Below are 4,713 nucleotides of genomic sequence, written 5' to 3' on the forward strand. Positions count from 1 at the left end.
GCGCGCCCCCCCACACCCCCCCGCGGGCGCCCCCGCGCGGCGCGCCCCCCCACCCCCCCCCGCCCCCCTTCCCCATGCACCCCGCACACCGGGCCCGCCCCGAGGACGGCCTCACACGCCGCTCTGAGCCCCCAACTCCCGCGCCGCCTCGGCCAAGTCCTTCGCCGTGTCGATGGCCCGCCAGTAAGCCCCCTGCGGCAGCGGAAAGCCCGCCAGCCGCCGCTCCCGCGCCAACCGCGGAAACGTCGTCCGCTCGTGATCCCCCACATCCGGCAGCAACGCCGCGAACTCGGCACCGAAGACGTACACGCCCGCATTGATCAGGAACGGCGACGGCGGCGACTCGATGAAATCCAGCACCTGCCCCAACTCATTGGTCTCCACCGCCCCCCACGGAATCCGCGGCCGCGCCAGCGCCAACGTCGCCGTCGCCCCCCGCTCCGCATGGAACGCCGCCATCTCCCGCAACGAGAACCGCGTCCAGACGTCCCCGTTCGTCGCGTACCACGACCGCTCCGGATGCGGCAGGTGCCGGGCCGCGTACTTCAACCCACCACCCCGCCCCAGCGGTTCCTCCTCCACCACCGTGCTCACCCGCAACGGCAGATCCGCCCCCGCCAACCACTCCTGCAGCACCTCCGCGAGATGCCCGCACGACACCACCGCATCCGTCACCCCCTCCGCCGCCAGCCACGCCAGCTGATGCCCGATGATCGGCACCCCCGTCCCCGGGATCTCCACCATCGGCTTCGGCCGGTCATCCGTATACGGACGCAGCCGCGAACCCTGGCCACCCGCCAGCACAACCGCCTGAACAGGCGCCTGAGTCGACGAAGCCGGGTCCGCGGCCGCGGAAACGGAAAAACGGGACACGGGGGGTACATCGGTCATGGCCGTCAGCGTAGAGGCCCCGACCCGAGGAAGGACGACGACGCCCGTCAGCCCATCGAGGCAACACCGGTCGCGTACGCCGTGTCACACACGGGACGCGCATACGACTGCGCCTTCGTCGGGCCGTACACGTCCACCGCCGCACGCCCCAGCGCCCGCGCGATCCCCACGCAGTGCTCGGCCAACGACGGCCGCCGGTCCACCTCCTGCTGGAGATGCGTCAGGACATCACCCGGCGCCTCACCCTGCTGGAGCTCACCCAACAGCTTGTCGCGCAGCACGTCCTGCGCGGCACGCGGCTTCGCGGGGACGGACACGTCCTCGGCGGAGGCGGTCAGGATCTGGGAAGGCGTGTTGTCCGCCCAGGGAACCATGGTGACCGCGAGGGTCCCGGACAGGACCAGGACGACGGGCAGGACCAGGGCGAGGGAACGGCCGATGCGGCGGGCAGTGTGGGTCACGAGGGCGAGAGTAGCGCTCGGTGAGGAATTGACGACATTTAGTCACCCGGTCGGGGGATGGTTCGACGTGGTTTTTCGAATTATGGGTTGACGGGTGGACCCGAATGGCCCGGTCTGCCCCTTAAGGCGCCCGAGGGGCGCCCCGCAACGGAGCGCCCCCCAGCCACGACCCGCCTCCCCGTCAGTCGGAGAGCCGCTCACCCGACGACGTCGAGAACACGTGGATCTCATCGGCCCGCGGCACCACGCGCAGCGTCGAACCCTTCTCCGGCACCTGACGGCCACCCACGCGCACCACGATGTCCTGCGCACCCTCGGCCTCGGTCGTACGGCCGTACACGTAACCGTCCGCGCCCAGCTCCTCGACCACGTTGACCGTGATCGTCAGACCGCCCTCGGCACCGATGTCGAAGTGCTCCGGACGCACGCCCACCGTCACGGTACGGTCACCCGCGTCCGCCGCGGCCGACAGCGCCTCACGCGACACCGGAACCACGGTGTCACCGAACTTCACACCACCATCGGCGATCGGAACCTCCACGAGGTTCATCGCCGGCGAACCGATGAACCCGGCCACGAACAGGTTCGCGGGCCGGTCGTACATGTTCCGCGGGGTGTCGACCTGCTGCAGCAGACCGTCCTTCAGCACCGCCACCCGGTCGCCCATCGTCATGGCCTCGACCTGGTCGTGCGTGACGTACACGGTGGTGATCCCCAGGTCGCGCTGGAGCGCCGCGATCTGCGTACGGGTGGACACGCGCAGCTTCGCGTCGAGGTTCGACAGCGGCTCGTCCATGAGGAACACCTGCGGCTTGCGCACGATCGCGCGACCCATGGCCACACGCTGGCGCTGGCCACCGGAGAGCGCCTTCGGCTTGCGGTCCAGGTACTGGGTGAGGTCCAGCATCTTCGCCGCGTCCTCCACCTTCTTGCGGATGGTCGCCTTGTCCTCACCGGCGATCTTCAGCGCGAAGCCCATGTTGTCGGCGACGGTCATGTGCGGGTACAGCGCGTAGTTCTGGAACACCATCGCGATGTCCCGGTCCTTGGGCGGCAGGTGCGTGACGTCACGGTCACCGATGCGGATGGCACCGCCGTTGACGTCCTCCAGGCCGGCCAGCATGCGCAGCGAGGTGGACTTGCCGCAGCCGGAGGGCCCGACGAGGACGAGGAACTCGCCGTCCTCGATGTGCAGCTCCAGCTCGTCGACGGCGGGCTTGTCGCCGCCGGGGTACAGCCGGGTCGCCTTGTCGAAAGTGACAGAAGCCATGGTGATGAATCCCTTCTACCGGCAGGAACGTGCCGGACGATCCGAGTGGAAGGTCTAGTCCAGTAATCAGGACTTCCGCCCGACGCTACCCGCCACCCCGCCTCCTGTCAGCACCCCCAAGCCCGTGACTTCGAACTCTGTGCGATCCGTCGGGCCACCGCCCTGGCCGTAGACGGCAGAGCAATGCACTTTTGACCTTTGGAGCCGCGCCAGCAGAGCGCTTGCCTTTTGACCCCTGGTTCCTGCTTCATCGTCCGTTGCCGCCCGGTACGGCCCTGAGGGTCGAACCGGATGGTCTGACACGGACTCCACAGGCGAGAAGACCGACGGCCCGTCGGCCCGTACTCCTATGCGGTCACGACGCACTCCGGCAGTTCCGATGCCTTGATCACCGATGGCGTTGCCCGCCCCGGTGGCAGTGCCATCGCCACCAGCCAGTACAGCCGTAGACCCTCGTCGCGGAGGTTCACCGCGGCGTTCGCGTCACGGTCGTGAACCGCCCCGCACTCCCGGCAGGTCCAGGACCGGATCGACAGGTCGAGCCGCTCCCCTTTCGCCTGGCACGAGGAGCAGCGGCGCGTCGACGGGAAGAAGCGGTCCACGATCACCAGCGTGCGGCCGTACCACTCGCACTTGTAGCGCAGCATGCGCAACAACTCACCCCAGGCCGCGTCGGCGATCGACTGGTTGAGCTTCGCCTTCCGCCGACGTCCGGCCCCCGCAGGGGACCGCATCAGATTCGCGACCGCCAGATCCTCCACCACGAGCACTTGGTTCTCGCGCACGAGGCGGGTGGTGAGCTGGTCGAGTCCGTCCTTCCGGACGTCAGCGATCAAGGCGTAGAGCCGGGCGATCTTCTCGCGGACCTTGGCGCGATTGCTCGATCCCTTCTGTTTGCGGTGCAGCTCCTTCTGGAGCCGAGCCAGCTTCTTCTCGTACTTCTTCAACAGCCGGGGGTGTTCCACGGTGCTGCCGTCGTCCAGGGTCACGAGGGCGGCCAGCCCCAGGTCCAGGCCGACCGTCTTGGGGGCACCGGAACCGGGGACGAACGCCGCTGGAAGAGGTGCGATCCGCTCCTCCACGAGGACGTACAGGAAGAACCGGCCCGCCCGGTCACGGGTGACCGTCAGCTTCACCGGCAGCACCCCGGCCGGCAGCGGACGGGACCAGCGCACGTCCAGCGGCTCGGTCTGCTTGGCCAGGGAGACGAGTCCCGTACCCGGCCGCTCCGGATCCTCCCGCCATCGGAACCCGGTGCGCACGTACGTCGCCGAATCCCGCGACCGGTGCTTGCGCTTCGGCTTCGGGTGGTTGGCCGTTCCCCTGAAGAAGCGGGTGAAGGCCGAGTCGAGGTGGCGTAGCGACTGCTGGAGCACGGTCGAGGACACAGCCTGCAGCCATGAGGTCTCCCTGGCCTGTCGCCACCCCGTCAGCGCGCGGGAGGTCTCGGCGAAGCCGACCGACACGCGGTGGTCACGCCAGGCCTTCGATCGCAGGGTGAGGGCCTCGTTGTAGACCCAGCGGCAGGCACCGAACGTCTGCACCAGCTGCTGCGCCTGTACGTCGGTCGGATAGAAGCGGTAGCGGTACACCCGCTGCTGCGTACCCGCTTCCTTCACCCGGCTCGTGAGCGGTTTCGCCGCGCGTCCCCGGTGCTTGCGCTGGTCGGGGATGCCGAGGACTTCGCGCTTGACGCGCTCGGCCTCCGCGCCCACGCGGGTCTCCTGCTCGGTGGCTTCGGCCACGGCCCCTCCCCAGCCCTACGGTCCGATAGTCGGACGTGCACTCCAGTACGGATAACGAACGTGAGGGCGAGGGGTTACGTCGGCCGGAAAGCTCTTCGCGGGGAAGTCTGGTCGCTGTGTAAAGTGAAGGCGATTCTGTGCGCTGTGCAGTGTCATATGTGCCCCCTTAGCTCAGTCCGGCCAGAGCGCCCCACTTGTAATGGGAAGGTCGTCGGTTCGAATCCGACAGGGGGCCCCATCCCAGGTCAGAGGTTTGTTGGGCCAGGGAATTCGTACAGAAGCGGGGGGGGGGGGGGGGTGATCAACACCGGACAAGAGCTAAGGGGCGAGCGGGGGCACGGACGGG

4 protein-coding genes and 1 tRNA gene are annotated in these 4,713 nt (G+C 68.7%); 1 reads left to right on the top strand and 4 read right to left on the bottom strand.

Annotated features, from left to right (window positions below):
• Positions 1-111: 111 nt before the first annotated feature.
• The 4 genes from ACFXA3_RS15145 to ACFXA3_RS15160 form a co-directional block, all read right to left on the bottom strand.
• A complete protein-coding gene (locus ACFXA3_RS15145; protein WP_385186917.1) occupies positions 112-891 on the bottom strand; it encodes an NDP-sugar synthase in 780 nt (259 codons plus the stop codon).
• A gap of 47 nt (positions 892-938) precedes the next feature.
• The gene (locus tag ACFXA3_RS15150) at positions 939-1,352 is read right to left on the bottom strand and encodes a hypothetical protein (RefSeq protein WP_327284044.1); all 414 of its coding nucleotides are present in this window, start codon (positions 1,350-1,352) and stop codon (positions 939-941) included.
• 181 nt (positions 1,353-1,533) lie between these two features.
• Positions 1,534-2,622: an ABC transporter ATP-binding protein gene (locus ACFXA3_RS15155; protein WP_385186919.1), complete on the bottom strand. Its 1,089-nt coding sequence runs from the start codon at positions 2,620-2,622 to the stop codon at positions 1,534-1,536.
• 347 nt (positions 2,623-2,969) lie between these two features.
• The gene (locus ACFXA3_RS15160) at positions 2,970-4,367 is read right to left on the bottom strand and encodes an RNA-guided endonuclease InsQ/TnpB family protein (protein WP_385186920.1); all 1,398 of its coding nucleotides are present in this window, start codon (positions 4,365-4,367) and stop codon (positions 2,970-2,972) included.
• A gap of 160 nt (positions 4,368-4,527) precedes the next feature.
• On the opposite strand from ACFXA3_RS15160, the gene ACFXA3_RS15165 reads away from it, so the two are divergent.
• Positions 4,528-4,605, top strand: a tRNA-Thr gene (locus ACFXA3_RS15165).
• The last annotated feature ends 108 nt before the right edge of the window (positions 4,606-4,713 follow it).

This window comes from Streptomyces sp. NPDC059456, assembly GCF_042750055.1.
GTDB lineage: Bacteria > Actinomycetota > Actinomycetes > Streptomycetales > Streptomycetaceae > Streptomyces.

Coding starts and splice junctions, on each gene's coding strand:
- ACFXA3_RS15145 (WP_385186917.1), bottom strand. CDS start 891: ATGACCGATGTACCCCCCGTGTCCCGTTTTTCCGTTTCCGCGGCCGCG.
- ACFXA3_RS15155 (WP_385186919.1), bottom strand. CDS start 2,622: ATGGCTTCTGTCACTTTCGACAAGGCGACCCGGCTGTACCCCGGCGGC.